The organism is Pseudomonadota bacterium, assembly GCA_040752895.1.
Classification (GTDB): Bacteria; Pseudomonadota; Alphaproteobacteria.
This window is the reverse complement of sequence record JBFMHN010000001.1, coordinates 461,346-484,686: the sequence shown is the minus strand read 5'-3', so window position 1 is coordinate 484,686 and position 23,341 is coordinate 461,346. Positions and strand designations below refer to the sequence as shown.

At 60.7% G+C, this 23,341-nt stretch carries 27 protein-coding genes, 1 tRNA gene and 1 pseudogene; 19 read left to right on the top strand and 10 right to left on the bottom strand.

Translation table 11 applies throughout. From position 1 onward, the window contains the following. Window positions 1–59 precede the first annotated feature (59 nt). The gene (locus AB1781_02550; GenBank protein ID MEW5703452.1) at window positions 60–1,157 is read left to right on the top strand and encodes an anhydro-N-acetylmuramic acid kinase; all 1,098 of its coding nucleotides are present in this window, start codon (window positions 60–62) and stop codon (window positions 1,155–1,157) included. Here AB1781_02550 and AB1781_02545 read toward each other — a convergent pair. Next, complete coding sequence (locus AB1781_02545; protein ID MEW5703451.1) at window positions 1,154–1,798, bottom strand: alpha/beta hydrolase; 645 nt, start codon at window positions 1,796–1,798, stop codon at window positions 1,154–1,156. The genes AB1781_02550 and AB1781_02545 overlap by 4 nt on opposite strands. 208 nt (window positions 1,799–2,006) lie before the next feature. Here AB1781_02545 and cysE point away from each other — a divergent pair, with 208 nt between their 5' ends. The 8 genes from cysE (at window position 2,007) to AB1781_02505 (ending at window position 7,485) form a co-directional block, all read left to right on the top strand. Next, complete coding sequence (gene cysE / locus AB1781_02540) at window positions 2,007–2,756, top strand: serine O-acetyltransferase (protein MEW5703450.1); 750 nt, start codon at window positions 2,007–2,009, stop codon at window positions 2,754–2,756. Beyond that, window positions 2,753–3,262 (top strand): Rrf2 family transcriptional regulator, encoded by a 510-nt coding sequence (locus AB1781_02535; GenBank protein ID MEW5703449.1) that lies wholly within the window; start codon window positions 2,753–2,755, stop codon window positions 3,260–3,262. The genes cysE and AB1781_02535 overlap by 4 nt, the downstream gene beginning before the upstream one ends. 31 nt (window positions 3,263–3,293) lie before the next feature. Further along, entirely contained in the window at window positions 3,294–4,418 is a 1,125-nt protein-coding gene (locus AB1781_02530) for a cysteine desulfurase family protein (GenBank protein ID MEW5703448.1), read from the top strand. Further along, the gene (locus AB1781_02525) at window positions 4,367–5,641 is read left to right on the top strand and encodes an IscS subfamily cysteine desulfurase (GenBank protein ID MEW5703447.1); all 1,275 of its coding nucleotides are present in this window, start codon (window positions 4,367–4,369) and stop codon (window positions 5,639–5,641) included. Before AB1781_02530 ends, AB1781_02525 begins: the two co-directional genes overlap by 52 nt. Window positions 5,642–5,715: 74 nt before the next feature. Next, window positions 5,716–6,048 carry a 2Fe-2S iron-sulfur cluster-binding protein gene (locus tag AB1781_02520; GenBank protein ID MEW5703446.1) on the top strand — a complete coding sequence of 111 codons (333 nt, stop codon included), beginning with the start codon at window positions 5,716–5,718 and terminating at the stop codon, window positions 6,046–6,048. A 4-nt stretch (window positions 6,049–6,052) separates the two neighbouring features. Beyond that, entirely contained in the window at window positions 6,053–7,189 is a 1,137-nt protein-coding gene (mnmA, locus tag AB1781_02515) for a tRNA 2-thiouridine(34) synthase MnmA (GenBank protein MEW5703445.1), read from the top strand. 63 nt (window positions 7,190–7,252) lie between these two features. Continuing rightward, window positions 7,253–7,328 (top strand) — tRNA-Met (locus AB1781_02510). Window positions 7,329–7,362: 34 nt separating this feature from the next. Further along, window positions 7,363–7,485, top strand: coding sequence for a hypothetical protein (locus AB1781_02505; GenBank protein MEW5703444.1), 123 nt, complete (start codon window positions 7,363–7,365; stop codon window positions 7,483–7,485). 30 nt (window positions 7,486–7,515) lie between these two features. Here the strand turns inward: AB1781_02505 and AB1781_02500 are convergent, their stop codons facing one another. Beyond that, complete coding sequence (locus AB1781_02500; protein MEW5703443.1) at window positions 7,516–8,388, bottom strand: extracellular solute-binding protein; 873 nt, start codon at window positions 8,386–8,388, stop codon at window positions 7,516–7,518. A 174-nt stretch (window positions 8,389–8,562) separates the two neighbouring features. Between AB1781_02500 and AB1781_02495 the strand changes: the two genes are divergently transcribed. Together AB1781_02495 and AB1781_02490 are read left to right on the top strand one after the other, a co-directional pair. Further along, window positions 8,563–9,930: a porin gene (locus tag AB1781_02495; protein ID MEW5703442.1), complete on the top strand. Its 1,368-nt coding sequence runs from the start codon at window positions 8,563–8,565 to the stop codon at window positions 9,928–9,930. A gap of 199 nt (window positions 9,931–10,129) precedes the next feature. Further along, the gene (locus AB1781_02490) at window positions 10,130–12,031 is read left to right on the top strand and encodes an ABC-F family ATP-binding cassette domain-containing protein (GenBank protein ID MEW5703441.1); all 1,902 of its coding nucleotides are present in this window, start codon (window positions 10,130–10,132) and stop codon (window positions 12,029–12,031) included. Between the two features lie 15 nt (window positions 12,032–12,046). Here AB1781_02490 and AB1781_02485 read toward each other — a convergent pair. Both AB1781_02485 and AB1781_02480 read right to left on the bottom strand, forming a co-directional pair. Continuing rightward, window positions 12,047–12,289, bottom strand: a pseudogene (locus AB1781_02485) (aminotransferase class I/II-fold pyridoxal phosphate-dependent enzyme). Window positions 12,290–12,384: 95 nt separating this feature from the next. Continuing rightward, on the bottom strand, window positions 12,385–12,564 hold the full coding sequence (locus tag AB1781_02480) for a hypothetical protein (protein MEW5703440.1): 180 nt from the start codon (window positions 12,562–12,564) through the stop codon (window positions 12,385–12,387). On the opposite strand from AB1781_02480, the gene AB1781_02475 reads away from it, so the two are divergent. Continuing rightward, window positions 12,563–13,048: a YajQ family cyclic di-GMP-binding protein gene (locus AB1781_02475; GenBank protein ID MEW5703439.1), complete on the top strand. Its 486-nt coding sequence runs from the start codon at window positions 12,563–12,565 to the stop codon at window positions 13,046–13,048. The genes AB1781_02480 and AB1781_02475 overlap by 2 nt on opposite strands. A 46-nt stretch (window positions 13,049–13,094) precedes the next feature. On the opposite strand, the gene AB1781_02470 is transcribed toward AB1781_02475, so the two are convergent. After that, window positions 13,095–13,907, bottom strand: a complete 813-nt coding sequence (locus tag AB1781_02470) for a Crp/Fnr family transcriptional regulator (protein ID MEW5703438.1) — start codon at window positions 13,905–13,907, stop codon at window positions 13,095–13,097. A gap of 370 nt (window positions 13,908–14,277) precedes the next feature. Here AB1781_02470 and AB1781_02465 point away from each other — a divergent pair, with 370 nt between their 5' ends. Then, on the top strand, window positions 14,278–14,565 hold the full coding sequence (locus AB1781_02465; GenBank protein ID MEW5703437.1) for a hypothetical protein: 288 nt from the start codon (window positions 14,278–14,280) through the stop codon (window positions 14,563–14,565). A gap of 53 nt (window positions 14,566–14,618) precedes the next feature. Further along, complete coding sequence (locus tag AB1781_02460; GenBank protein ID MEW5703436.1) at window positions 14,619–14,990, top strand: phasin family protein; 372 nt, start codon at window positions 14,619–14,621, stop codon at window positions 14,988–14,990. Window positions 14,991–15,042: 52 nt separating this feature from the next. Here AB1781_02460 and AB1781_02455 read toward each other — a convergent pair whose 3' ends face one another. Continuing rightward, complete coding sequence (locus tag AB1781_02455) at window positions 15,043–15,483, bottom strand: hypothetical protein (protein ID MEW5703435.1); 441 nt, start codon at window positions 15,481–15,483, stop codon at window positions 15,043–15,045. A 140-nt stretch (window positions 15,484–15,623) separates the two neighbouring features. Here AB1781_02455 and AB1781_02450 point away from each other — a divergent pair, with 140 nt between their 5' ends. Both AB1781_02450 and AB1781_02445 read left to right on the top strand, forming a co-directional pair. After that, on the top strand, window positions 15,624–16,334 hold the full coding sequence (locus tag AB1781_02450; protein MEW5703434.1) for a tetratricopeptide repeat protein: 711 nt from the start codon (window positions 15,624–15,626) through the stop codon (window positions 16,332–16,334). After that, the gene (locus AB1781_02445) at window positions 16,324–16,959 is read left to right on the top strand and encodes a TetR/AcrR family transcriptional regulator (GenBank protein MEW5703433.1); all 636 of its coding nucleotides are present in this window, start codon (window positions 16,324–16,326) and stop codon (window positions 16,957–16,959) included. Before AB1781_02450 ends, AB1781_02445 begins: the two co-directional genes overlap by 11 nt. 3 nt (window positions 16,960–16,962) lie before the next feature. Here AB1781_02445 and AB1781_02440 read toward each other — a convergent pair whose 3' ends face one another. After that, window positions 16,963–18,309, bottom strand: a complete 1,347-nt coding sequence (locus tag AB1781_02440) for an AarF/ABC1/UbiB kinase family protein (protein ID MEW5703432.1) — start codon at window positions 18,307–18,309, stop codon at window positions 16,963–16,965. A 77-nt stretch (window positions 18,310–18,386) separates the two neighbouring features. Between AB1781_02440 and AB1781_02435 the strand changes: the two genes are divergently transcribed. Both AB1781_02435 and AB1781_02430 read left to right on the top strand, forming a co-directional pair. Further along, complete coding sequence (locus AB1781_02435; GenBank protein ID MEW5703431.1) at window positions 18,387–19,601, top strand: glycosyltransferase; 1,215 nt, start codon at window positions 18,387–18,389, stop codon at window positions 19,599–19,601. Between the two features lies 1 nt (window position 19,602). After that, window positions 19,603–20,016 carry a VOC family protein gene (locus AB1781_02430; protein ID MEW5703430.1) on the top strand — a complete coding sequence of 138 codons (414 nt, stop codon included), beginning with the start codon at window positions 19,603–19,605 and terminating at the stop codon, window positions 20,014–20,016. Here the strand turns inward: AB1781_02430 and AB1781_02425 are convergent. Next, entirely contained in the window at window positions 20,013–20,609 is a 597-nt protein-coding gene (locus AB1781_02425; GenBank protein ID MEW5703429.1) for a DUF4202 domain-containing protein, read from the bottom strand. The two genes, AB1781_02430 and AB1781_02425, sit on opposite strands and share 4 nt — an antisense overlap. A gap of 111 nt (window positions 20,610–20,720) precedes the next feature. Further along, window positions 20,721–21,218, bottom strand: coding sequence for an RT0821/Lpp0805 family surface protein (locus AB1781_02420; protein ID MEW5703428.1), 498 nt, complete (start codon window positions 21,216–21,218; stop codon window positions 20,721–20,723). A gap of 246 nt (window positions 21,219–21,464) precedes the next feature. Here AB1781_02420 and AB1781_02415 point away from each other — a divergent pair, with 246 nt between their 5' ends. Next, entirely contained in the window at window positions 21,465–21,899 is a 435-nt protein-coding gene (locus tag AB1781_02415; protein ID MEW5703427.1) for a hypothetical protein, read from the top strand. A gap of 16 nt (window positions 21,900–21,915) precedes the next feature. Here AB1781_02415 and fumC read toward each other — a convergent pair whose 3' ends face one another. Further along, a complete protein-coding gene (gene fumC, locus AB1781_02410) occupies window positions 21,916–23,316 on the bottom strand; it encodes a class II fumarate hydratase (GenBank protein ID MEW5703426.1) in 1,401 nt (466 codons plus the stop codon). Window positions 23,317–23,341: the final 25 nt, after the last annotated feature.

Sequence of the window (23,341 nt, the reverse complement as noted above, 5' to 3'; positions counted from 1 at the left end):
GCGCTGATTTAACACAATCAGCCCGGACGGGACAATGGAGCGGCTGGGGACGCTTGCCGATGGAAGACTTCGAACCGATCTGGGCGCTTGGGCTTATGAGCGGCACGTCGATGGATGGGATCGACGCGGCCCTTCTCTATACGGACGGCGAACGGGTCGCCGGTCACGGGCTTGCCGCCACGCAGCCCTACGGGGCGGCCTTCCGCGAACGGTTGCGGGGTGTGCTTGGGAGCAGAGGGGGAAAGGGAAAAATCCGGCAGGTCGCCGAAGAACTCACGCAAATGCACGCCAAGGCCGCGCTGGAACTCATTGAGGTATCCCCCCTTGAGGCTGCCGACGTCGCCGTTCTTGGATTCCACGGCCATACGATTCTGCACGCGCCGAAGAAGCACCGCACCGTCCAGATTGGCGATGGGGAATTGCTGGCCAGGCTCACCGGCATCGACGTCGTTTGCGATTTTCGATCGGCCGATATTGCCGCCGGCGGCGAAGGGGCGCCCTTGACACCCCTTTACCACCAGGCGCGCGCGCAAGACCTCGAACGCCCACTGGCCGTGCTTAACCTTGGCGGTGTTGCGAATGTCACTTGGATAGGCGCCGGCGGCGCGCTGCTTGCCTTCGACACTGGCCCCGGCAACGCTCTCATCGATGACTGGGCGGTGGCGCGGACGGGTCAGCCCTTCGATCGCAACGGAAAGCTTGCCCACCGGGGGAAGGCGAACGAGGCTTTTCTGCAGAGTTTCCTGGAAGACCCCTATTTCTGGCGGTCGCCGCCGAAATCGCTGGACCGGAACGCCTTCACAATCAAATCCTTGGATGGGCTTTCGCCGGAGGATGGCAGCGCAACGCTTACCGCCCTGACGGCGAGGACCGTGGCGCTGGCCGCCGAACGGTATTTCCCCTCGCCGGTCGAGCGCTGGCTGGTGACCGGCGGCGGACGGCGCAACCCGGCGCTGATGGGCATGCTTCGCGATTGCATCAACGCGGAAGTGGCGCCGGTTGAGATCGTCGGCTGGAACGGGGATTCGCTCGAAGCCGAAGCCTTCGCCTTCCTCGCCGTTCGTTCGCTTCGGGGGCTTCCCTTGACGCTGCCTTCGACGACCGGCGTCGCGCGCCCGGCAACGGGCGGCGTCTTTCACGCCGCGCCGAAGCGTTAGGCTTCCATCGCGCTTTTCAGATAGCTTTCGACGTTCTTGATCAATGGGTCGAGCTTCGAGCTGAACAGATGATCGGCGCCCGGAATGACCCGGTAGTCGATCTTGATCCCCTTCTGGTGCGCAAGCTTGTTCGCAAGCTTGGCGACGGCTTCCTCCGGGACGACTTCGTCCTGCCGACCGTGGACGATGAGGCCGGACGCGGGGCAGGGGGCCAGAAAGTTGAAATCGAACAGATTGACGGGGAGCGCTACGGAGATGAAGCTGGAAATCTCAGGCCGGCGCATCAGAAGCTGCATGCCGATCCAGGCGCCGAAAGAAAAGCCCGCCACCCAGCACTGAGAGGCGCCCGGGTTTTGACTCTGCATCCAGTCGAGGGCCGCCGCCGCGTCGCTCAATTCGCCGGTGCCGTTGTCGAAGTCTCCCTGCGAGCGGCCGACTCCGCGAAAATTGAATCGAAGCGTCGAAAAGCCCTGCCGCGTAAAGGCCTGATACATCCGGTAGATGACACGATTGTTCATCGTACCGCCTTGCTGGGGATAGGGATGAAGCAAAAGCGCGATCGGCGCGGTCTCCTCCTGCTTGGGGTGGTGGTAAAGCCCCTCCAGCCGGCCTTCCGGGCCGTTGAAAATGACCTCCGGCATCCGTTTCCTTCTTCCTTCCCCGTTCGGCGATCCGGCTGGAAAGCCCGATCGCTGCTAGCTGCAATTTACGCCAAACTTCAACCCTTCCATGGTATTTACCGAGGAAATAGTTGATTAAATTACTCATGAAAACTATATTTTAAACGACCGGCGGCCACCTTTTTCTTCTTACCGGATACAGTCGGCAAGTGATTGTAATTGGTCGCGAATAGCAACACATTCTATCACGTCGGACTTGGCCATGTTCAAGAATCTGCTTGAAGAAATCGATGCCATCCTAGCCCGCGACCCTGCGGCCCGCTCCCGCCTTGAGGTTATTCTTGCCTATCCCGGTTTCCACGCCGTCCGGCTGCACCGGCTCTCCCATTGGTTGTGGAGGTATAAATTCTACCTTCTCGGCCGGCTGCTCTCCCAGTTTGGGCGGTTCCTGACCGGTATTGAAATTCACCCTGGGGCCAAAATCGGCAGGCGTTTCTTCGTGGATCACGGAATGGGGGTGGTGATCGGGGAAACCTCCAAAATCGGCAACGACGTAACCCTATACCATAGCGTGACCCTGGGCGGCACGCTGACCGGAAAGGGCAAGCGTCACCCCACTCTCCAGGATCGCGTCATCGTTGGATCCGGAGCGCAAATTCTAGGACCCGTCACGATCGGCGAGGGGGCCCGCGTCGGATCGAACGCCGTCGTGCTCAAAGACGTGCCGGCTGGGGTGACGATGGTCGGCGTGCCGGCGCGCATCGTCGCTGCGCGGGAAACAAGCCAACCGAACGCGTTCTGCGCTTACGGAACACCTTCCGCCAACCTGCCGGATCCGGCGATCGGGGCGATTGACGGCCTGCACGGGCAATTGAACGCGCTGGCCGAGCGCGTCGCCAGGCTTGAGGCACGCTTGAGCGCCGAGGCAGCAGCGGCAGAAGCGAACGACGAACGGCAAATCGTGGGGAAAACGTCATGAGGCTCACCACGAAAGGCCGCTACGCCGTGACCGCGATGGTCGATCTTGCGAGCTTCGGCACGGAGATGCCCGTAGCACTTTCCGAGATTGCCTCGCGCCAGGAAATTTCGCTTTCCTATCTCGAACAGTTGTTCGGCAAGCTTCGCCGCGCCGGAATCGTCCGCAGCGTACGCGGCCCGGGCGGGGGCTATTTGCTCGCCCATCCACGCGACAAGATCCGCGTTTCCGACATCATCTTCGCGGTGGACGAGCCGATCCGCGCCACGCGCTGCAAGCTGGGCTCGCCCGCCGGCTGCCGGCAGGACAGGGGGCGCTGCATCACCCACGATCTATGGGATGAGCTCGGCAATCACATTCATCTTTTCTTGAACGCGGTTTCGCTGGACGACGTTTGCGAAAAGCGCATTCTTGGAATGAGCGGAAAAGTTCATCGGGAAGCGATGGCCGAAGAAACAAAGCTCAAGCTTCTTGCCGATGTCGTCAAGCTGAAGCAGGTGGCGGAGTAAGTTTCGTTTCCATTGTCATGGCGTGAACCGGATGGCGGCCGTCGTCACATATCTCGACTACAATGCCTCGGCGCCGATGAAGCCCGCCGTCCGCGAGGCGGTTGCGGAATCGCTGGAATGGATCGGCAACCCTTCTTCCGTTCATAGTTTCGGGCGCGCCGTACGGGAAAAGGTCGAGGCGGCGCGCCAGCGCGTTGCCGATCTCGTCTCGGTGAAGCCGGAGAGGGTCCTCTTCACGAGCGGGGCGACGGAGGCGAACCACCTCGCCCTGCAAGGCGCCGGCCCGAAGCGCCACTTCATTTCAGCTGTCGAGCACGATTCGATCCGCAAGGTAATGCCGGAAGCGGAAATTCTACCGGTAGATGCGAACGGCGTTCTCGATCTTGCCGCCCTCGAATCCGCCTTGGCGAAGGACCCGCGGCCGGTGCTCGTCTCCGTCATGGCGGCGAACAACGAAACCGGTGTTATCGAACCGATAACGCAGGCGGCAAAGATCGTTCATGCCCACGGGTCCTATCTGCTTTGCGACGCGGTTCAGACGGTTGGCCGGGTGCCGGTGGCGCTTGCCAAGCTTGAGGCCGATTACCTGACCCTTTCCGGCCACAAGTTCGGCGGACCGACGGGGGTGGGCGCCCTTGTGCTGGGCGAAGGCGCGCCCTACACGGCGCCCGTCGCGGGTGGCGGGCAGGAACGCGGCCGCCGGCCCGGCACCGAAAACGTGCCCGGCATCGCAGGCTTTGCCGTCGCGGCCCGCCTGGCGGCCGAGGATCTAGCGGCCTATCGGAATCTGACCTCCCTTCGCGACCGCTTGGAGGAAGGCGTTCTTGCCGTGGCGAAGGAAGCGAAGATTTTCGGCAAGCACGCGCCCAGACTTGCGAACACGTCCTCCGTTCTCATGCCCGGCGTCGCTTCGGAAACCCAGGTCATGGCCTTCGATCTCGCCGGGATCGCGGTCAGCGCAGGGGCTGCCTGCTCGTCGGGGAAGGTCGAGCCCTCCCACGTCTTGTTGGCGATGGGGGCAAGTCCGAAGGAAGCTGGCGCCACCATTCGCGTAAGCCTGGGCTGGGCGACGGAGGCTTTCCATGTCGAGCGTTTCGTGAGCGAATGGAAGGCAATCTATACGCGCAGCCGCGCCCGTCGGGTGGTGGCCGCCTGAAAACGATGATGGTGGAAAAATCGAAAAACCGGGGCAAACTCAAGCTCCCCATCTACCTTGATTACCAGTCGACGACGCCGGTGGATCCGCGCGTGTTGGAACGGATGCTTCCGTTCTTCACCGAGAAATTCGGGAATCCGCATTCCAAGACCCACGCCTTCGGCTGGGAGGCGGAGGCGGCGGTGGGCCTTGCCCGCGAACAGATGGCGGCGGCCATCGGCGCGTCGCCGAAGGAAATCGTTTTTACATCGGGCGCCACCGAATCGAACAACCTCGCGATCAAGGGTGTCTTGCGTTTCTATAAAAAGCGGAAGAATCACCTGGTCACCTGCGTGACGGAACATAAATGCGTCGTCGAAAGCGCTCGCGATTTGATGCGCGAAGGGGTGGACGTCTCCTTCTTGCCGGTGGGCGGCGAAGGCCAAATTTCCCTCGACCGCTTGCGCGACGCCATTACGGAAAAGACCGCGCTTGTTTCCATCATGACGGTGAACAACGAGATCGGCGTCATCCAGCCGATCGCCGCGATCGCGGCCATCTGCCGGGAGAAGAACGTCCTTTTCCATACCGACGCGGCGCAGGCCATCGGCAAGATACCCTTTGACGTGGGGGAGGCCGGCGCCGACCTGGCAAGCGTTTCCGGCCACAAGCTTTACGGGCCGAAAGGGGTCGGCGCGCTTTACGTCCGGCGCCAGCCGAGGGTCAAGCTTGAACCCCTTTTCAGCGGTGGCGGCCAGGAGGGGGGCTTGCGTTGCGGCACCTTGTCGACACCCCTTTGCGTGGGCCTTGGGGCGGCGGTTGCGGTTGCGGTTGCCGAACGCGAGGCGGAGGCGGCAAGGCTCCTCGACCTTCGCACCCGCCTGCTCGAAGGCCTTCGCGGTGCGCTCGACGGGGTCACCGTCAACGGCTCGCTCGCCGCGCGCATTCCGGGCAATCTGAACCTGAGCTTCGAAGGCGTGGACAGCGAAACCCTGATGATGGAATTGAGGGACTTGGCGCTTTCCACGGGCTCCGCCTGCAGCTCGGCCGAGCGCGAATCTTCCTACGTGCTCAAGGCGCTGGGGGTGGACGCGGCGCTGGCCCGGGCCTCGATCCGGATCGGCATCGGCCGATTCACGACAGAGGCCGAGATCGCGCATGCGATCGGGGCCTTCGTCGAAAAGGTTGCAAAACTGCGTCGCCAGGGCGTGCCCAAGGCGGAGGCCTCCTTGACGGCCTGTTAAACTGGCTCTCGACATTTCTTTTCGTTCTTTCTATCTAAGGGGCCCGATTCGAACCGGGAGAGCGAGCCCAGGCGATGCCGAAAATGATTTTCCTTTACCCCGACGGAAAGCGTCAGGAGGTCCAGGCCGAGGTCGGCCAGTCGATCCTCGATGTCGCCCGGGCAAACGACGTGCCGATCGAAGGCGCGTGTGACGGCTCGTTGTCGTGTTCCACCTGCCACGTCATCGTGACCCCGGAATTCCATGAACTTCTCGACGAAGCCTCCGAGGACGAGGAAGACATGCTGGACCTTGCCTTCGGCGTCACGAAAACGTCGCGTCTCGGTTGCCAAGTGCGAATAACGGAAGGGTTGGACGGTTTGACGGTGACTTTGCCGAAGGAAACCGTGAATAGGCAAAGGGCGTGATTTCATGAATTCCATGGGGCTCGACAAGAAGCCTTCCGCCACGCGTATCGTCGTCGCCATGTCGGGCGGTGTCGACAGCTCGGTCGCGGCCGCGCTCTTAAAGGAAGAAGGCTACGACGTCGTCGGCATCACGCTGCAGCTCTATGATCACGGGGCCGCAACGCATCGGGTGAAGGCCTGCTGCGCGGGCCAGGACATTTACGACGCGAAGCGCGTCGCGGCAACGCTTCGGATCCCGCACTACGTTCTCAATTTTGAGTCCCGCTTCCGCGAGGACGTGATCGAGAAGTTTGCGGACGGCTACGCCGCGGGCGAAACGCCGATCCCTTGCGTTCTTTGCAACCAGACCGTCAAGTTTCGCGATCTTCTGGGCACGGCGAAAGATTTGGGTGCCGACGCCCTTGCCACCGGCCACTACGCGAGGCGGGTGGAGGGGGAAGCGAGGGTCGAGATGCACCGCGCCGCCGACCTTGCCCGCGACCAGAGCTATTTCCTCTTCCGCACGACCCAGGCCGAGCTTGGGTTTCTGCGCTTTCCCCTTGGCGGTTTGGCGAAGGCGGAGACCCGCGAGGCGGCGCGCCGTTTCGGGCTCGAGGTGGCGGAAAAGACGGACAGCCAAGACATCTGCTTCGTTCCCGACGGGCGGTATGCCCGCCTGGTCGAAAAGCTTCGTCCCGAGGCGATGCGTGAAGGCGACATTGTGGACGAAGCCGGCCGCGTGCTGGGGCGTCACGCCGGCATTGCCTGCTACACGGTAGGCCAGCGCCGGGGCTTGGGCCTTGGCGGGGGCGAGCCCCTTTACGTGGTGCGGCTCGATTCCGCCGCGAACTGCGTCGTGGTCGGGCCGAGGGAATCGTTAAAGCGCACGCGGATTGTTTTGCGCGACGTGAATTGGCTTGGGGAGACCGGCCTTGGCGCGGAAGAGACCGGCTGCGAGGTCAAGATCCGCTCGACGGAAAAGCCTCACGCAGCCCGCGTCTTCGGGAAGGGCGAGGGGGGGGCAATGGTGGCGCTCGAAATGCCGGAATACGGCGTCTCTCCCGGCCAGGCCTGCGTCTTCTACAGGGGCGAGCGGGTCTTGGGCGGCGGCTGGATCGTGGCGGCGGCGGCGGATACCGCCACGGCGTCGGAGGCGGCTTGACAAGAACCCCTTCTTCCCGCACTCAAAGCGCTCTAATTTTGCCGTTAGAATACCGGCCTTCATGGCGGAGTAGCTCAGTCGGTAGAGCAGAGGAATCATAATCCTTGTGTCGGGGGTTCGAATCCCTCCTCCGCTACCACCTTGGTTAGAGAAGGCACAAAACCGGTGCCGGCATGACCTTCGGCATGCTGTGCACCCTTTTCATCGGGCCGATGATTTACGTCTATCTCGCTGAAGAAAAACAGCCTCTGGCTGAAAACTCGGTCGAAGCCAGCCCCGCCGATCGCCAAGCCTAAGGGGCCGCCGTCGCGAGGCTCTGTTCCGAGCTATTTTTCTTTCGACAAAATTTCCAGCCAGGTGCCGGTTCCGGTTGCGTTCGGAAAAAAGAGTTGTTCGCCGCCGATCTTGTAGTTCGCGATAGTCCGTTGTCCGTCCTTTGAGAGAACCCAGTCGATAAAGGCCTGGCCTTCTGCGAATTTCACATGCGGGTGCTTCGCCGGATTCACGAGGGCAATCCCATACTGATTGAAGAGCCGCGGATCCCCTTCGACGAGAATAACGAGATTCTGACGGTTCTCGAAGCTGAGCCATGTGCCCCGATCCGCCAGCGTGTAGGCGTCCATGCTGGCGGCCGTGTTTAGCGTCGCCCCCATGCCGGAGCCCACCTCGCGGTACCAACTGCCGGAGGCCTTCTTCGCGTTAATAGCGGCGGCATTCCAGTGGCGCAGTTCGGATTTGTGGGTGCCCGAATCGTCTCCCCGCGAGACAAAGGGCGCCTTCGCCCCGGCAATCTTGGCAAAGGCGGCGACAACGTCTTTCATGCCCCCAATCCTGGCGGGATCGGTCTTGGGGCCAACGACGACAAAGTCGTTGTACATGACATCGTAACGATCAATCCCTTCGCCCTTCTTCAAAAAGGCGATCTCGGACGGCTTGTCGTGAACGAAAAGCACATCGGCGTCCCCCTTTTCGGCAATGGCAATAGCCTGGCCGGTGCCGACGGCGACGACGCGCACATTGATTCCGGTCGCCTCCTTGAATTTTGGAAGAATGTGCTCGTAAAGCCCCGAAGCCTCCGTCGATGTCGTTGAGGCGACGGTAATATAGGTTTCTTGACTTCCCGCCGGGAAGGCAAGGGCCCCACTAAGCAGGAAAAGGATCCCGAAAACGGCGTTTCTGAGCGGGCGCGTCACGTTCATTTCCCAATGCCTTCCGAAGAAAAAACAATGACTCGCAAGCGGCTTAATCCCGTGGTGGCACGCCGTCGGCGGGTAGGGGGGCCAAGGGCAATTTCGGGGCCATTGTTCGTTGCATATTTTAAAAATATAACATAAAAACACATAGTTTTGCAACAATTAACAAGGATGAATGCCATGCACCGCTCGCGTTTTCTGGCCAAGACGACGGCCCTATCCGTTGCCGGCGTGCTTGCGGCGCTGCCGGCCTTTGCCCAGACCGGCCAACAGCAGCAGATCGAGCAGCTCATGCAGCAGCTTGAGATCCAGAAGAAGATGATGGAGAACATCAGCCGGGAACTTGAGCAGGTCCGGGCGGAGCAGGCGAAGCAGACGAAACCGACCGCGCCCGGCGGCGACGTCGAGGTGACGACCAAGGGCGGCATCGGCGTTCAGTCGAAAGACGGTAATTTTTCCTTCAAGATCAACGGCCGCGTCCAGACCGACTACACCTCCTATACCCAGGACAAGACCGAACTCGGCGACGGGACGGAGTTTCGCCGCGTCTACCTTTCGGGGGCGGGGGCGCTGTGGGACTGGGGGTATAAGATCGAAGCCGATTTCGCAAACGACGGGGTGGCGCTTCAGGACGTTTACCTGGCCTATCGCGGGCTCAAGCCCGTCACCTTGACCGTCGGGCACTTCAAGCAGCCCTTCAGCCTCGATCAGCTGACGAGCGACACCAACGTTGCCTTCATGGAGCGCGCGCTCCCCGACATCTTCGCCCCCGGGCGGCTGATCAGCGTCGGCGCCAACACCAACGGCGGCAATTGGACCCTGGCGGCGACGGGGGGCAGCGGCAGCGCCTCCAACGACGTCGCCAACGAAGGCGACGAAGGCTATGCGCTGACCGCCCGGGCGACCTTTGCGCCGGTGCACGAGGCCACCGAGGTTATCCACCTGGGCGGTGCCGTCACCTGGAAGAACCCGCAAGACGAAGCCATTCGCATTCGCCAACGCCCGGAATCCCATCTGACGGCCACCCGCTTCGTCGACACCGGCACGATTCCGGGCAAGGTGGACGACGTGCTGACCTACGGCGCGGAACTGGCCACCGTTTACGGTCCCCTCTCGCTCCAGGGCGAATACATGGGCTCCTCGGTGAGCCGGGCGGCCCTTTCCACCCTCGACTTCAAGGGATGGTACGCCCTGGTCAGCGTCTTCCTGACCGGCGAATCCCGGAAGTACGAGGCGAACAAAGGCATTTTCGGCCGGGTGGTTCCGACGCGTTCCCTGGAGGACGGCGGCTTCGGCGCCTGGGAGATCGCGCTGCGTTACAGCGCGATCGATCTTACGGACAAGGATGTCACCGGCGGCGGCGAGAAGAACATCACTTTGGGCCTTAACTGGTACGCCAACGCGTACGTCCGCTTCCTGGCGAACTACATCTGGGTCAACACCGATAACCAGGCGACCGGCAGTTCAGGCCCCTTGCTTCCCGGCGAGACCTTCCGCGGCGACGACGACCCGCGGATCTTCATGCTCCGCGCCCAGGTGGATTTCTAAGAAGAACGCGATAGCCCTTCTTCAGCGTCCTTTGGCGTTGACCGGGTTAGCGCCTGGGAGGGGGGGCAGGGATAGGACCAAGCAAGGCCAAGGACAATTCAATCCGTCCCCCGTATTTGCTCCCGATGACCTGCGGTGTTCGGCGGTGTTCGAATGTGCTATCAGGGGGCACCCATGCATCCTCTTGATGTCTTTTTTCATGCTCGTTCTTAATAACCTCACCGTGCGTCTGGGTGGCCATCTCATCCTGGATCATGCGTCCGCCTCGTTGCCGCCGAAAAGCCGCATTGGGCTGATCGGTCGCAACGGTGCGGGAAAATCGACGCTGCTCAAGCTCATCGCCGGCCTCACCGAGGCCGACGACGGCGCCGTTGAGGCGCCGCGCGAAACGCGAATCGGCTATGTTGCCCAGGAAGCCCCGGCCGGCACGGCGACACCGTTCGATACCGTGCTCGCGGCGGATACCGAGCGCGCGCGCCTGCTGCTTGAAGTCGAGCAAACACCGGATCCCCACCGCATGGGCGAACTCCATGAACGGCTCAATGCCATTGCCGCCCATCGCGCGCCGGCGCGGGCGGCCCGCATCCTTGCCGGTCTCGGCTTCGACGAAGACGCGCAACACCGGCCCCTCGATTCTTTCTCCGGCGGTTGGCGCATGCGCGTGGCGCTTGCCGCTCTGCTATTCTCCGAGCCCGATCTCTTGCTGCTCGACGAGCCGTCGAACCACCTCGATCTCGAGGCGGAGATCTGGCTCGAGTCTTTCCTGAAGACGTACCGTTCCACCTTGATCGTCGTGAGCCACGAGCGCGACCTGTTGAACAGCGTGGTTGATCACATTCTCCATCTGGAGGGCGGCAAGATTACGCTCTATCCGGGCGGCTACGACGCGTTCGAGCGGCTTAGGCGCGGCCGCCAGGCCCAGGCCGAGGCGCTGCGCACCCAACAGGAAGCAAAGCGCAAAAAGCTGCAAGCCTATGTCGACCGCTGGCGCTACAAGGCGCATACCGCGCGCCAGGCCCAGAGTCGCCTGAAGGCCCTTTCCCGTATGGAGCCGATCGCCGAGAGCGCCGAAGACGCCTCGCTCGTCTTCGGGTTTCCTAGCCCAAAGGAAATGCGGCCCCCGCTCGTTGCGTTGGATGATGCCGCGGTCGGCTATGTTGCCGGCGCGCCCATTCTGTCACATGTGAAGCTGCGCATAGATCCGGACGACCGCATCGCGCTGGTAGGCCGCAACGGCAATGGCAAAACCACGTTAGCGCGTCTGCTGGCCGGTCAGCTGAAGCCGATGGCGGGAGGCATGACGGCCAGCGGTAAATTACGGGTCGGCTATTTTGCTCAACACCAGATCGAGGAACTGTCGCCCGAGGAAACGCCGCTGCAGCACATGACACGCTGGCTGCCGACGGCCGGGACCGGCGAGGTGCGCGCCCAGCTCGGCCGTTTCGGATTTTCGGGTGACAAGGTACATGTGGAGGTGCGCCGGCTTTCAGGCGGCGAGCGCGCGAGGCTTGCCCTGGCGCTAATCACTCGGGAAGCGCCGCACATACTGATTCTGGACGAGCCGACCAACCATCTAGACGTCGATGCGCGCGAAGCGCTGGTCCAGGCCTTGAACGAATACAGCGGCGCGGTTGTCGTGGTCAGCCACGACCGGCATCTGCTGGAACTTGTGGCCGATCGTCTTATGCTGGTTGCCGACGGCACGGTGAAGGAATTCGATGGCAGTCTCGACGACTACCGTGACCTGGTGCTTGGCCGTGGCGCGGACAAGGCAGAAAACAGTAAAAAACCGGCCGAACGTTCCAGTCGAAGGGACGAACGGCGCATGGCAGCCAAGGCACGCGAGCGCAACCAGGCTCTGCGCCAGGCGGCCAAGCAGGCCGAGGCCGAAATGAAGCAACTCTCGCGCCGACGCGCCGAGATTGACCGGACGTTGTTCGTTTTGCAAGACGAGGCGGGTGTGCCGAAGGGCGTTTCCGTGAGCGAGCTTATGAAGACGCGCGCCGAGGTTGAGCGTGACCTTGCCGCCGCCGAAGAGCGTTGGCTGCGCGCAAGCGAAGCCCTTGAACAGGCCAACCTCGAGAGCCGGTCAGCTTCCTAAACGCGGCAATGTCTTCTAGGCCACGCAGCGAAGACTTATCTGACGGCGCACGCTGTGCATGGCCTCTGCCAATTGGTCGATCATGGTGTCGCTGTGCAGCGGCGAAGGTGTTATTCGCATCCGCTCGGTCCCGCGCGGAACCGTCGGGTAGTTGATCGGTTGCACGTAAATCCCGTAACTCTTAAGCAAAATATCGCAGAGCTGCTTGCAGCGCACCGGATCGCCGATTTCCATGCTGCGCAAGAAAGGGTTGCTGGAAGTGGACAACCAGATAGCAACGGTGCCAGATGAAAACCAACTGCTAGCCTATGCCGGTTTCGACAGCGGCTGGCCTTTGTTCCCTTGGATGTCTCCTAAAACGGAATAGCCAACGCGCCGGTTGCAAAATACCGGGAACGAATAAAAACAGCCATATCCTTTCGTTTTTGAGCCAACACCTTGATCCGAAGACGTGAATGATTTAGACCAAAACGTCTTCGCGACCAGCCCTTTCGTGCCATTTTGGCGAATTCGGCCAACGGGATTTCTCTCATGCCTTCCTTCGATATCGTTTCGCGCACCGACCTTGCCGAGGTTGACAACGCCATTCAAAGCGCCATGCGCGAGATCGGGACGCGCTACGACTTCAAGGGCAGCCAATGCTCGATCGAACGGTCCGAGGCAGCCCTGACGATCAAGGCGGATGACGATTTCAAACTGAAGCAGGTGCAGGAGCTTTTGCGCGGCCACCTCGCAAAACGCAAGGTGGACACTGGCGCCCTCGATTTTGCCAAGCCCGAGAAGGCTTCCGGCAATACGCTGCGCCAGGTAATCACCATCAAGCAGGGCATCGCCCGCGACCTTGCCCAGGAGGTCGTGAAGGGGATCAAGGACGCAAAGCTTAAGGTGCAGGTCGCCATCCAGGGGGACGAGCTGCGCGTCTCGGGCAAGAAGCGAGACGACCTGCAGGAAGCTATCGCGCGGATCAAGGGGCTTAAGATCGTCCAGCCCCTTCAATACGTGAATTTCCGGGACTAAGTTTTCCCCGGTAGTTCTCTTTTTCTCGGGTTGGGGGAAAAGGGGGTTATTTCCCCATCAACGCCTTTTTCAATCTTTCCTGGCGGCGCTGGTGGCCATCCCGGATTTTTATCAGCATTTCTACCGGATCGGCGCCTGCCTCCTGGATAAGAAGGTCTTTGTTGAGGATGCATAGGACCTGATTCTGAAACAAGAGCGCGCCGTTTTCCCGGAGTTTTCGCAGCGTGCGGTTCACATGGGCGATGGTGAGGCCGAGGGCGTCCGCAAGGTGTTCCTGGCGTAGCGGAAGCTCGATCGTATCGCCCGTCGCCGGTATCCGCTCCTTCACCCGCATGCAAAGCTCTAGCAAAAGATTGGCGACGGCCTCGCGCGCCGAATGGCGGCCCACATTCGTCAAGTGCTGAAACGCGAACTCCGCCTCGCTAACCGTGATGGCCGCCATACGCAAGGCCGCGTCCGGGGATTGGCGGAAAAACTCGAGAAGATTTTTCTGCGGAAAGACGCAAACCGTGAGCGGGGTCAAGGCTTGCAGAGAGTATGGTATCGGGGTCTCGAGATCGGGATGGAAGCCAAGCATTCCGCCGGGCAGGGCAAAATTCAGAATTTGGCGCTCCCCGTGATGGGTGAGGGTATATAGGATCGCCCATCCCTTCTTGATGATATAGAGATTGTCGGCGGTTTGACCCTGCTCGAAAAGGATGTCTCCGGCGCTGAAGTTGCGATCGCCGAGGCGGCAGCCCTCCAGCCCGGATAGGTTTGCCGTGGGCACCGCCGCGCAGACCGTTCGTTCTCTCTCCTTGCAGATGGCGCAAGTGAGAGGGGTAACGACGGGACGCTCTTTTTTTGGAGTAATCAGCATCCCTTCTTCTTTCTTTTTTAGCCGTAAAAGGCTTATGAAAGAACAAGATGCTGTCTCTTATATTGAAATACAAGGGGGGGCAACCCCCGCTTCTTCGCAAGCGCGAAAGGTGGGGCGCGCGTGAAGGGGGGCGCCTGCCTGCCGCTCTGCAACATAACGATCATCTTACTTGGGCTTACCAACCGGGACTTGTTGGGCGGCACCGTTGTGCGGTGCTTCCAAGCGTGCCGTCTCAGCGCGCCGTTTTTGATTCGTGAGCGTCCTTGATTTCGGAGAGTCTTGCCCCAATTGACCTAAATCAACGTATCAGCCGTTACGACGGTATAGCATCGCCGCTAAGGCAAGCGTTTTTTTGAGGGGGGATACAACAATGGCAACCGTAGCGAATCTATCTCTCAATCACGAAACAGCCAACGGCAAAACCGTAACGAAAGAGTATGTCGAATATAACGATGTCTCCTTTCGGACGGTGGAGGAACTGCTGGAGACTCTCGAAAATCTGGGCCGCGAGTTCGATTCCTTCCTGAACACGTTCGAGGCGGAGAAAAAGCAAAGCCTCTCTTTTGCAACCCATCCGATCGTTCGCGACGAATTTGATCGGAAGTGCGAGCTTGCGCGTCAGCTTACGCAGAAATTGGTTTACAGCAGGATAAGCTAGACCTGGCCAAAACGAAGAGCAGGCCCAAGGCCCGCGGATCAATGGAGATTCCCATGACGGAAAAAAGATCAGAAGCGAAGAACGCCAAAGCCCCGCAAGCCGAAGGCCGGACGTCGGCGGCGTCCATGGCGTGGATGGACGGCTGGGTGGCGCTGGCAAACGAGACGACCGCCGCGGCGCTTCGCGGGCTGTCGGGTTTCAATACCGAGCTCTTGAACTATTCGAAGAACGTTCTGTCCGATGCCGTGAATGCGAGCCAGGAACTGAGTCGGTGCAAAACGGTGGAAGAGATATTGCAGATTCAGGGAAACTACTTTCAGAAGACGACGGACAAGTACCTTGTGGAAGCCGGCAAGCTGCCGAAGCTGATGTCGGGCGCTTTGTCGGAAAGCCTGAAGCCTTTGCAAAAAGCGCAAGAGCGTTGAGCGTACTTTTGTCTGCGAAGAAATAAATCGCGGACGCCGTAACGGAACCTGGCTAGCCTCCCACGCGGATCGAGCAGGCGGCCATGGCAAGTTTTACCCCCAGCGCCTCGATCGCCGCGCTCAACTCCGCCGGGTTCGACGTGCAGTCAGGGTCCAGCAGTGCGAGCACTTCCTTTTCGCCTTTTCCGAGTTTGGCTGCCAGATCGGTCGGTGTCTTGCCATTCTCCCGGAGAATCTTGTGGAGAAGCGCCTTTGCGGCGATGGCGGCGCCCGGGGTCACTTTGCAGCCGAGGACGAGGGAAGGGGCGGGGATGGCTTGGTTTTTTCGGATACGCTCCGCGAGGGTTTCCTCGATACAGCGGGAAGCGATATCGAAGGCGCCCGCAAAATCGTCGGCTTCCGCCCTCGCTTCCGGGAAGTCGGGGAAGGTGACGACGAAGCGATTGCCTGCCTTCTCAATCGAAACGCCGTAAGCGACTTTAGCGATTTCCATTCCCTCTTCTTGGTCAAAAAAAGCCCACCGATCAAGCCGGATTTCTAGGGCGTTCCGAAAGATGCCCAGGAAACGCATTGCCTAGGTGCCACGGAAATCGGATATTCTTAAGGGATCAGCGCACCCACGCGAGGCATTCCATGGTTTTCCAGCACCACTTTTTGCGCGGACTGATTGCCTTTCTTGCCGTAGTGGCCGTCGTCTTCGGCTTCCTCATCTGGCGTGGCTTCAATGGCATTGAGCGGACCAAGGAAAAGGCGGTTGCGGGGGATGCGGAAGCGCAATACACCCTTGCCGTCGCCTACGACAACGGAAAAGGCGTCGAGCAAGACCTGGCCAAGGCGGTCTCCTGGTACCGCCGCGCCGCCACGCAGGGCCACCTGCGCGCCCAGCACAATCTTGGGATCTCTTACGAGAACGGCGACGGCGTCGAGAAAGATATTCTCGAAGCGTTGAAATGGTACCAGCAGGCCGCCGCCCAAGGGGATGCGAGTTCCCAATACAACATCGGCCTTCTCTATTCCTTTGGCCAAGGGCCAATCCGCCGGAACGACGTGGAGGCCCTCCAGTGGTTCCGTCTCGCGGCCGAGCAAGGCCACGCGAAGGCGCAGAGCAATCTCGGCGCTATCTATGCGTTGGGCCTGGGGACCGACAAAGATCTTATTCAGGCCTATAAATGGTTTACGCTGTCGGCGGCGGCGTTCCCGCCGGGTGAAGACCGCGAGCAGGAACTGGGTAACCGGGACAAGGCGGCCGCAAGCCTTGCCCCCGCCCAGCTCGAGCTTGCGAAGAAGCTGATCGAAGAGTGGGCGCCCACGCCTGGAGAGAAGAAAACACAGGATGGCGGCTAGCAAGCAAGACGAGGCAAGGACGATCGCGGCCGCGGCCCTCGAACTGGCGGTATCAAAGGGCTGGAGGAACGTTTCGCTCCACGATATCGCGGGGAAGGCGGGTGTCTCGCTTTCCGAGCTTTACAAGCGGCACCTCTCGCGCGAGGCGATTCTCGATTCCTTCGTGCGCGCCATCGATGAAGAAATCCTGGCGGGCATGGAAAAGGAAGATGCGGACGCTTCCCCGCGTGACAGGCTTTTCGAGATCCTGATGCGGCGATTCGACGCGCTTTCTCCCTACAAGAAGGGGATTGCCGCCGTCTTGCGCGATGCCGTCTGCGACCCCGTCGCCATGGGTTTTGGGCTTCGTCGTTACCTGCTGTCGATGGCGTGGATGCTGGAAGGGGCCGGCGTCTCGACGTCGGGCCTGCACGGGGCGCTTCGCGTCAAGGGTCTGGCCGTCGTCTATTTCGCGGTCCTGCAGGTCTGGTTTGCGGACGAGACGGAAGACCAGGGCCAGACGATGGCGGCGCTCGATACGTGGCTGAAGCGCGCGGAATGGGCGGAAACGCAATTCCCCTGGCCCGGCGAGGAACCGTCGAAGAAGCCGAAGAAAGAAACGCCGAGCTCGCCGCCCGCTTCCTGAGGCCTAGTTTTTTTCGAAAAGACCCGCCTGCCAAAGCGCCGCCTCTTGGCGTTCGCCGATGCGCTGGAGATCGAGGCCGTCCACAAGCTCATGAAAAAGCCGGTGCCAGTTGATCTCCGCCTTGAGGTGCAGGAAAACGGACCCCAGGCCGATCGTTGCCCGATCCATAAGAAGGAATTCGCGCGGCGGCTTGACGCCGCCAAGCCGCTTGAGTTCGCCGTGCACCTTCGCCGCGATCTCGGCGCCGTAGGTGATGGCGTTCGTTTCCTCGATCGGCCGCACGCGGTCTTCCATTAAAGGCGCGTAGACGAAGCGGGCCCAGATGTTCAGAACCTCGATCAGCTCCCGGGAAAGATCGGAAAACCCCCAGGTTTTGTAGGATTCGATCATCAGTTCCTCGTTGCCGTCGCGCAGCGCGTGGTACAGATCGATGACGCTTTGCACGAACGGCGGGCGGAAGACCCGGATGCAGCCGAAGTCGAGCAGGTTGATCGAGAAATCCTCGCGGACGGAATAGTTACCCAAATGTGGATCGCCGTGAATGACGCCGTAGGCATAGAAGGGAAGATACCAGGCGCGGAACATGTTGCACGCCACTTGCTTCCGATGCTCAGGCTCGCGGTCCTTGAAGGCCAGCAGCTTCTCTCCGTGAAGCCAGTCCATCGTGAGCAACCGCTTCGTCGAAAGCTCGGGCACCGCCTTGGGGACGTGGACGCCGGATTCGTCCCTTAGCATGTAATTGTAGAGCGCCATGTGACGGGCCTCGCGCTGGTAGTCGAGTTCTTCCCGGAGGCGTTCGGAAATTTCTTCGAAGATATCGCCGGTGTCCACCGCGCGATCGAAACGGCGATAAATCTGGAAAAGAAGCTTCAATTGCTTGAGGTCCGCCTCGACGGTGGCCCGCATGTCCGGGTACTGCAGCTTGCAGGCAAGCTCACGCCCATCCCGGCCGATGGCGTGATGGACCTGGCCGAGAGAGGCCGCCGCCGACGCCTCGCGCTTGAAGGTTTCGAATTTATCAAGCCAGTCTGGCCCAAGTTCGCTCGTCATCCGGCGCTTCACGAAAGGCCAGCCCATCGAGGGCGCGTTTGCCTGCAGTTCGGTCAGTTCGCGCGCGTATTCTTGGGGCAGCAGGTCGGGAATGGTGGAAAGAAGCTGGGCCACCTTCATCAAGGGCCCCTTGAGGCCGCCAAGGGCGGCGCGGATTTCAAGGGCGTGCTGCCCGCGATCCAGCGGACGGCCGAGAAACTGCTTGCCGGCAAAACCCGCCGCCAGCCCACCGACGGCGGCGCCTACCTTCGCATAGCGCTTGATCCGCCCCGAAAAGTTGTCCGTTTCCTGATCGTCCATTTCCATCCTTGCGCGCTGCGCGTTCCTTCGCACTATATAGGAGATCGGGCACGTTAGTGCGAAGCATCAGGGGATGGGTGAGCGGACTTTCGATGACGGGACTGCTTTCTTCTTTGGGCGCGCTTTCTTTCGCCATCTGGGTTTATCTCGTTTTCTTCCGCGGTGATTTCTGGCGGGCCGATCAGCGTTTGCCGCGTGGCCTGCGCGAGCCGGCGGTTTGGCCGGAGGTCGTCGCCGTAGTGCCGGCGCGGAACGAGGCGGCCGTCGTCGGTGAGGCGATCCGATCCCTTCTCGTCCAGGACTATCCGGGCAAGTTTTCCATCATCCTCGTGGACGATGGCAGCAGCGACGCTACGGCCGGGTGCGCGCGCGCTTCCGCCGCCGCTCTCGGCAAGGAAGGCTTGCTCACCGTGATCGGAAGCGGCGCCTTGCCGAAGGGCTGGGTCGGCAAGGTGTGGGCGATGGAACAGGGAAGGCTTCTTGAGGCGAAGACCGCGGCGAAAGGGGCGGGCTATTTCCTTTTTACGGATGCCGACATCGCGCACGCGCCGGATAATGTAAGCGCCCTCGTCGCCAAGGCGGAAACCGGCGCGCTCGACCTTGTTTCCCTGATGGTGCGCCTTAAGGCGGAGACGTTCTGGGAACGCCTCTTGCTGCCGGCGTTCGTTTTCTTTTTCCAGATGCTTTACCCTTTTTCATGGGTGAACGACCCGATCAAGCCGATGGCCGCCGCCGCCGGCGGCTGCATGCTTGTCCGGCGGGCGGCACTGGACCGTTTGGACGGGCTTGGCGCCATTCGGAATGAATTGATCGACGATTGCGCCCTGGCGCGCGCGATCAAGGCGAATGGTCCGATTTGGCTTGGCCTCACCCTGGAAACACACAGCATCCGCGCCTATGGCGGGCTTTCGGGGGTCTGGCATATGGTCGCGCGCACGGCCTATACTGAACTTCGGCATTCGCCCGCGAGGCTTGCGGGCGTGCTGGCCGGGATGACGGTGACCTATCTTTTGCCGCCTACCTTCGTCCTTCTTTACGGGCTGCACGAAAACGCCGGCGCGGGCGCCTTCGGCCTTGCGGCGTGGGTCCTGATGGCGGCCGCCTATCGCCCAAGCTTGCGGCTTTACGGGGAAGCCGCCTGGACCGGCTTCCTGCTTCCTTTCGTCGCGCTGCTCTACTGCGGGATGACGTTCGATTCGGCCCGTCGTCATTGGCACAAACGGGGCGGGGAGTGGAAGGGGCGAACGCAGGGAGAGCCCGCCAAGGAAGAACCAGGCGTAGGGCAGGGGTGACATGGCGTTTCGCATCCTGGAGATAGATCATGTCGTCCTGCGCGTCACGGACGCGGCGCGGGCGCGGCGTTTCTATATGGAGGTTCTCGGGTGCACGCCGGAGCGCACGGTCGAGGAGTTCGGCTTGACGCAGCTTCGGGCGGGCCGCGCGCTGATCGATCTCGTGGATATCGAAGGCGCGATCGGGAGGAAGGGGGGTGCCGCCCCGGCCAAGGAGGGGCGAAACGTTGATCACGTGGCGTTCAGGATCCAGCCCTTCGATACACCCGCCATCCTGGCCCACCTTGAAAAACATGGCGTGCGCCACGGCGGTGTGACGGAACGTTATGGTGCGGAAGGCGTTGGCCCCTCCATCTATATCGAAGATCCAGACGGCAATACGATCGAACTGAAGGGCTTGGTGAAGACGTCTTAAGCCTGCCCAAGCGCTTTTTCGATCAAGGTGCGCGCCGGGGTGGAAAGTGCTAGTTCGAGGGCCGCTTCGCGCGCCATCGGCGACATCTTCTTCCAGGTTTTCCGCACGATCACGACGACCTTTTCCTCTTCGTGCTTTTCCGAGAACTCCGCGAAATAGCTTTCCAGGAACACCAGACAAACGACGTCCTCCAACGCCTGGGCTTCTTCGTCCTGCTTCAAATGTTCCTTGCGGATGAGCGCCTGCACGCGGCCGATTGTCGCCGTGTCGTATCCGGCCTCCTTCAGCAAACGCCCGGCAAGCTCGGCGTGAAAATGTTTCAGCGCCGTCCGCCACTTCAAATAGCCGATGCGTCCTTCCGGGTAATCGGTGCGGGGGATTTCCCAACGCCGGATGTGCTGGGCGCGGACGGCAAGACGAAGCGCTTCGGAAGCGTCCGGCCGGAAACGCTCAAGCCACTTCGTCATGCGAATGGCGTAAAGAAGCTCCTTTGGAAATTCACGGCTCCCATGAAGCGCAACGTTCGGGTCTTCCATATTTTCCGCGTCGATGGCGGCAATGGCGGTATCGAAGCGGAAAGCGTTTTCAATCATCGGCATATCTTATCAGGCTACGCTAGACCAATTGAAGCGAGCAAGGCGGCCAGGAATAAAAAAAGGCCCGGCTTTCACGCCGGGCCCAGGCTTGGGGGACAAGAGGAGAAGTTATGAGGCAGAAGGCGAAACGATTTCCCAGGAACCGTCCTCCTGGCGACAGGCGGTGCCATAGGCCTGTTCCGTGTTGCCGCCGACCGTCACGGTTTGCTGGAACTCGCGGCAGTACCGATTATTATTTGCCTGGTAGGTGCGCGTCGGCGTGATGGTACCGGTGTTTCCGCTGTCCGGATTCACCCAGGTGGATGTCTGCCCAATCGGGTTGCTTTCAAGCGCCTGGCCGGAGGTTTTGGCCATGTAAAGACGGTCGGCCCGGTCGAGCGATTTTCCGATTTCGCTGCCAAGATAAGCGCCGGCCAGGGTGCCGACGGCGACGGCGACAAGCTGGCCGCGGCCTTTGCCGATTTGCGAGCCGGCAAGGGCACCCGTGCCGGCGCCGAGCAGTGTGCCGAGCCCTTCCTTTGGTCCGGTGTTTGCTGCACAGGCGGAAAGACCAAGGCTAAGGGCGAGCGGAATTGCAAGAAGGGGTTTTGTGAAGCGCCTTGTCATGACGGGTGTCTCCTGTTCGACAGGTGAAAATGTCGACCTAAATTAAAACTACATATAAAAATATTGTCAAGATAAGTATTATTTTTTACACATAAATTTATGTTATGCTATTGTAACTTATTATTACGTAAATGTTTTTTTCGATAAAAATTTTTTTGATGTGCGGAAAGCGACAAGTATTTATATAATATGCGTGTATTTTTGATTATAATGTTTAGATAAATTTTTATCTTCTTGGATCGGCCGATGGGATCGAATCGTGAAGCGGGAAAGTTCATGGTGAATTTGAAATACGACGACGCTCAGCGTCGGGAATATTTGCGCATGCTCGACCGGGTTACGGAGAACTGGCTGGGCGTCTTCGCGGATGACAAGGAGTTCTACTCGACCGCCTATTGGGATTTGCTCTCGAATGTCTGGCGGGAAGAGGATCCCGTCCGCAAGACGGATGCGCTTAAATTCATGCGCGCCATCCGCAGCGCACACACCGCCGGCAAGTATCTCGACGTGGCGATCGCGCGGGGGTTTATCGAGGAAACCGGAAACCCGAAAGACGCCCGGTCGAAGCTCGTGCGGCTTTCGCCGAAGATGCGGGCAAAACTCGATGTGTTTTTCGACGCCGCGGTCACGGAAATGGGGGCCGCTCTTAAGCGGATCGGCGCAGAAAGGGGCGAGGCGTAATAAGCCAAGCCCCTTATTACCGGGGTCCCGTCATCTTTTCCGGCCGTACCAGCCGCTCGAATTCCTTCTCCGTCAACAGACCAAGCGCAACCGCCGCCTCCTTCAGCGTCATTCCTTCCGTGTAAGCTTTCTTGGCAACCTTCGCCGCGTTGTCGTAGCCGATATGGGGGTTGAGTGCTGTCACCAGCATCAGGCTTTCATGGAGCAGCTTTTCGATACGCGCTGTGTTTGCCTGGATGCCGACGACGCAGTTTTCGGCGAAGCTGTTCGAGGCATCCGCCAAAAGCCGGATGGACTGCAAGAGATTGTAAATCATGACCGGCTTGAAGACGTTCAGTTCAAAATGCCCGCTTGCGCCCGCTACCGAGATCGTCGTGTGGTTTCCGATGACCTGGGCGGCGACCATGGTCAGCGCTTCGGTCTGGGTCGGGTTCACCTTGCCGGGCATGATCGAGGAGCCGGGCTCGTTCGCCGGCAGGATCAACTCGCCGATGCCGCAGCGCGGCCCAGAACCCAACAGGCGAATGTCGTTCGCAATTTTCATGAGAGAGACGGCAACTGTGTTCAAGGCGCCCGACGCCTCGACGATGGCGTCGTGCGCGGCCAGGGCCTCGAATTTATTGGGCGCGGTGACGAAGCCATATCCGGTGATTTTCGCCACGTTTCGCGCGAAGGCCTTGGCGAAGCCCTGCTTCGCGTTCAAGCCGGTGCCGACGGCCGTGCCGCCCTGGGCAAGCTGGAGGAGACGGGGGAGCGTGCCCTTCACCCGCTCGATGCCGTAGGCCACCTGGGTGACGTAGCCGGAAAATTCCTGGCCCAGGGTAAGCGGGGTCGCGTCCTGCAGATGCGTGCGCCCGATCTTCGTAAGCTTGGCAAAACTCTTTGCCTTGACGGCCAGAGCCTTTCGTAAATTCTCGAGCGCCGGCAGCAGGCCGCGACGGATTTCTTCGACCGCGGCGATGTGCATGACCGTCGGGAAGCTATCGTTCGACGACTGGCTCATGTTCACGTGGTCGTTCGGGTGGATCGGGTCCTTGGAGCCCAACTTTCCGCCCAGCCGTTCGATGGCGCGATTCGCGATGACTTCGTTCGCGTTCATGTTGGTTTGCGTGCCGGAGCCGGTCTGCCAGACGACCAGCGGAAAATGTTCGTCGAGCTCTCCGCCAGCCACCTCGTCGGCGGCGGCAACGATGGCGCGTCCCAGGCGCTTGCTGAGCGCGCCAAGCTCCATGTTGGCGAGTGCGGCTGCCTTCTTCTGGATGCCGAACGCCCGGATGAGCGGTTTTGGCATTTTCTCGCCGCCAATCCGGAAGTTCTCAAGCGATCGCTGGGTCTGGGCTCCCCAGTAACTATTGGTGGGGACACGCACGCTGCCCATCGAGTCGCTTTCCATGCGGTAGGCCGTCTTTTTTACCATGGGCGAAGCCTCGGTTAACGTTCCA

Excerpts from the sequence above, each read along its gene's own strand:
- AB1781_02550 (MEW5703452.1), top strand. The coding sequence starts at position 60 with ATGGAAGACTTCGAACCGATCTGGGCGCTTGGGCTTATGAGCGGCACG.
- AB1781_02545 (MEW5703451.1), bottom strand. The coding sequence starts at position 1,798 with ATGCCGGAGGTCATTTTCAACGGCCCGGAAGGCCGGCTGGAGGGGCTT.
- AB1781_02535 (MEW5703449.1), top strand. The coding sequence starts at position 2,753 with ATGAGGCTCACCACGAAAGGCCGCTACGCCGTGACCGCGATGGTCGAT.
- AB1781_02530 (MEW5703448.1), top strand. The coding sequence starts at position 3,294 with ATGGCGGCCGTCGTCACATATCTCGACTACAATGCCTCGGCGCCGATG.
- AB1781_02525 (MEW5703447.1), top strand. The coding sequence starts at position 4,367 with ATGGAAGGCAATCTATACGCGCAGCCGCGCCCGTCGGGTGGTGGCCGC.
- AB1781_02520 (MEW5703446.1), top strand. The coding sequence starts at position 5,716 with ATGCCGAAAATGATTTTCCTTTACCCCGACGGAAAGCGTCAGGAGGTC.
- mnmA (MEW5703445.1), top strand. The coding sequence starts at position 6,053 with ATGAATTCCATGGGGCTCGACAAGAAGCCTTCCGCCACGCGTATCGTC.
- AB1781_02505 (MEW5703444.1), top strand. The coding sequence starts at position 7,363 with ATGACCTTCGGCATGCTGTGCACCCTTTTCATCGGGCCGATGATTTAC.
- AB1781_02500 (MEW5703443.1), bottom strand. The coding sequence starts at position 8,388 with ATGAACGTGACGCGCCCGCTCAGAAACGCCGTTTTCGGGATCCTTTTC.
- AB1781_02495 (MEW5703442.1), top strand. The coding sequence starts at position 8,563 with ATGCACCGCTCGCGTTTTCTGGCCAAGACGACGGCCCTATCCGTTGCC.
- AB1781_02490 (MEW5703441.1), top strand. The coding sequence starts at position 10,130 with ATGCTCGTTCTTAATAACCTCACCGTGCGTCTGGGTGGCCATCTCATC.
- AB1781_02475 (MEW5703439.1), top strand. The coding sequence starts at position 12,563 with ATGCCTTCCTTCGATATCGTTTCGCGCACCGACCTTGCCGAGGTTGAC.
- AB1781_02480 (MEW5703440.1), bottom strand. The coding sequence starts at position 12,564 with ATGAGAGAAATCCCGTTGGCCGAATTCGCCAAAATGGCACGAAAGGGC.
- AB1781_02470 (MEW5703438.1), bottom strand. The coding sequence starts at position 13,907 with ATGCTGATTACTCCAAAAAAAGAGCGTCCCGTCGTTACCCCTCTCACT.
- AB1781_02465 (MEW5703437.1), top strand. The coding sequence starts at position 14,278 with ATGGCAACCGTAGCGAATCTATCTCTCAATCACGAAACAGCCAACGGC.
- AB1781_02460 (MEW5703436.1), top strand. The coding sequence starts at position 14,619 with ATGACGGAAAAAAGATCAGAAGCGAAGAACGCCAAAGCCCCGCAAGCC.
- AB1781_02455 (MEW5703435.1), bottom strand. The coding sequence starts at position 15,483 with ATGGAAATCGCTAAAGTCGCTTACGGCGTTTCGATTGAGAAGGCAGGC.
- AB1781_02450 (MEW5703434.1), top strand. The coding sequence starts at position 15,624 with ATGGTTTTCCAGCACCACTTTTTGCGCGGACTGATTGCCTTTCTTGCC.
- AB1781_02445 (MEW5703433.1), top strand. The coding sequence starts at position 16,324 with ATGGCGGCTAGCAAGCAAGACGAGGCAAGGACGATCGCGGCCGCGGCC.
- AB1781_02440 (MEW5703432.1), bottom strand. The coding sequence starts at position 18,309 with ATGGACGATCAGGAAACGGACAACTTTTCGGGGCGGATCAAGCGCTAT.
- AB1781_02430 (MEW5703430.1), top strand. The coding sequence starts at position 19,603 with ATGGCGTTTCGCATCCTGGAGATAGATCATGTCGTCCTGCGCGTCACG.
- AB1781_02425 (MEW5703429.1), bottom strand. The coding sequence starts at position 20,609 with ATGATTGAAAACGCTTTCCGCTTCGATACCGCCATTGCCGCCATCGAC.
- AB1781_02420 (MEW5703428.1), bottom strand. The coding sequence starts at position 21,218 with ATGACAAGGCGCTTCACAAAACCCCTTCTTGCAATTCCGCTCGCCCTT.
- AB1781_02415 (MEW5703427.1), top strand. The coding sequence starts at position 21,465 with ATGGGATCGAATCGTGAAGCGGGAAAGTTCATGGTGAATTTGAAATAC.
- fumC (MEW5703426.1), bottom strand. The coding sequence starts at position 23,316 with ATGGTAAAAAAGACGGCCTACCGCATGGAAAGCGACTCGATGGGCAGC.